The 2,391-nt window shown below is 36.0% G+C and carries 3 protein-coding genes; all 3 read left to right on the top strand.

What is annotated here, in order from left to right:
- Nucleotides 1-32: 32 nt before the first annotated feature.
- From argH to ACXJH6_RS04750, 3 genes are read left to right on the top strand one after another with little or no spacing between them, the layout of a single operon-like run.
- Nucleotides 33-1,406 carry an argininosuccinate lyase gene (argH, locus tag ACXJH6_RS04740; RefSeq protein ID WP_456470615.1) on the top strand — a complete coding sequence of 458 codons (1,374 nt, stop codon included), beginning with the start codon at nt 33-35 and terminating at the stop codon, nt 1,404-1,406.
- On the top strand, nt 1,403-1,891 hold the full coding sequence (locus tag ACXJH6_RS04745; RefSeq protein WP_456470616.1) for an OsmC family protein: 489 nt from the start codon (nt 1,403-1,405) through the stop codon (nt 1,889-1,891). Before argH ends, ACXJH6_RS04745 begins: the two co-directional genes overlap by 4 nt.
- A 9-nt stretch (nt 1,892-1,900) precedes the next feature.
- Complete coding sequence (locus ACXJH6_RS04750; protein ID WP_456470617.1) at nt 1,901-2,293, top strand: SEL1-like repeat protein; 393 nt, start codon at nt 1,901-1,903, stop codon at nt 2,291-2,293.
- Nucleotides 2,294-2,391 lie beyond the last annotated feature (98 nt).

Below are 2,391 nucleotides of genomic sequence, written 5' to 3' on the forward strand. Positions count from 1 at the left end.
CTTTGATATAATTCTACCAAAAAAGGCAAGATATGAAACTATGGGGAGGAAGATTCAGCACGGGCACGGCTAAAATCCTTGATGAATTTAACGCTTCTATTCCTTTTGATAAGGAGCTTTTTATTGAAGATATAGAAGGCAGCATAGCACATTCTCAAATGCTGGCAAAACAGGAAATAATTGCACAGGATGAAGCGGATAAAATAAAAGAGGGTCTTCTACAAATAAAAAAAGAGATAGAAAACGGAGAATTTAAATGGGATATTGCTGATGAAGATATTCATATGGCAATTGAAAAAAGGCTTATTGAACTTATAGGCGATACAGGAAAAAAACTTCATACGGCAAGAAGCAGAAACGACCAGGTGGCCGTAGATTTCAGACGCTGGGTTTTAAAAAGAAACCTTGATTTGGCAAATAAAATAAAAGAGCTTATCGAAGTGTTTGTTAATATCGCAAAAGAACATAAAAATACCCTGCTTCCGGGAATGACACATCTTCAGCACGCACAGCCGATAAGTTTTGCTTATCATATGCTGGCGTATGCTAGTATGTTTAAAAGGGATTATGAAAGATTTATGGAAAGCTACAACAGAAACAATAAAAACCCTTTGGGATGTGCGGCACTTGCCGGAACACCACATAATATCGATAGGTTCGAAACAACAAAAACACTCGGATTTGACGAACCGACTATTAACTGTCTTGATACGGTAAGTGACAGGGATTTCGCTCTTGAGATTTTATTTAATATTTCCATGCTTTTTATGCATGCCAGCAGGATTTCCGAAGAGCTTATAATATGGTCGACAAGCGAATTCGGTTTTATTACTTTAAGCGATGAATATTCTACCGGAAGTTCAATTATGCCTCAGAAAAAAAACCCTGACGTACCTGAACTCATCCGTGGAAAAACCGGAAGAGCTTATGGAAATCTGATAGCACTTTTAACGGTTATGAAAGGACTTCCTTTAGCATACAATAAAGATACTCAAGAAGATAAAGAGCCTGTTTTTGACAGCGTAAAAAACGCCCTGATTTCACTTGAGATTTTAAAAGAAACGTTAAAAACCATGAAAGTAAACGCCGATAAAATGTATGAAGCGTGTAAAAAAGGTCACCTGACAGCTACCGATTTAGCTGATTATCTGGTAAACAAAGGGGTACCTTTTAGAGAAGCTCATCATATCACGGGACGCGCGGTGGCTTTGGCTGAGAGTAAAGGAGTGGATTTAAGTGATTTAAGTTTGGAAGAGCTTAAAAAAATTGATGAAAGAATCGGGAATGACTTGGATTTGAGCCTGGAGAGTTCAATGAAAAGCAGAAAGAGTTACGGGGCTACGGCACCTGAGAGGGTTGAAGAGCAGATAAAATATTTTGAAAAGTTTTTAAAGGAGAGTAAATGATAAAAATAAGACATATCGACGGAAAAAAATATGAAGCCACAAACGGCAAAGAAATATTAGTAATTGACGCGGAAAAATATTCTCCGGTTGAACTTTTTATAACAGGTATGGGAAATTGCTCACTTTTTGATGTAGTTGAAATGGCAAAAAACAAAGGCTATGATATAAAAAACGCCCAAATGGAAATAGAATTTAAAAGAAGAGACACCTTTCCCAAAATTTTTACGGAATTTCATTTCATTTATAAATTTGAATCAAATGCGGATAATATCACAGCAAAAAGATGGGTGTTAAGTTCGCTTGAGACATATTGTTCGACAATTAACACCGTAAGGGCAACAAGTAAAATATTTTATACTATAATACTAAATGGAGAAACCATAGCATATAAAGAATCTATAATTTCAGGAAACGGCGGAGATTTGAATTTAGAGAATTTCCATGACGACGATGACGGATTCGGATGTGCATGTTGTAATTCATAAGGAGAAAATATGAAAAAACTAATAGCAATACTTGGACTCAGTTTAGCGCTTTTTGGAGCGGGACACGGAGATACAAAAGACCCTGATTTAAAACTTGCCCTACAGGGTAAATTTCAAGAAGCTTTTAAAGGGTTTGAAAAAAGATGCCTACAAAAAAACGACGGTTATGCGTGCGGTATGGTAGGATATATGCTCGATAAAGGTATCGGCAACATAAAAAAAGACCACAAAAAAGCCGTAAACTTTTATAAAAAAGGATGTGAGCTAAACGACGCTGACAGCTGTACTCTTCTTGGATATTACGAATACAAAAACGGCGGTAAAGAAAAGGCTAAAAAACTACTGAAAAAAGCATGCGGTCTTGGAAACAAAGACGCATGTAACTATTTAGGGAAACTTTAATTCCCTATTATCTTCTCAAACGCACTTAAAGATACGAATAAAAGTTTTATTCCAAAAGCTATAAATACTACAGCCGCAATTTTATTTATAATATTTAA

This window comes from Caminibacter sp., assembly GCF_053999135.1.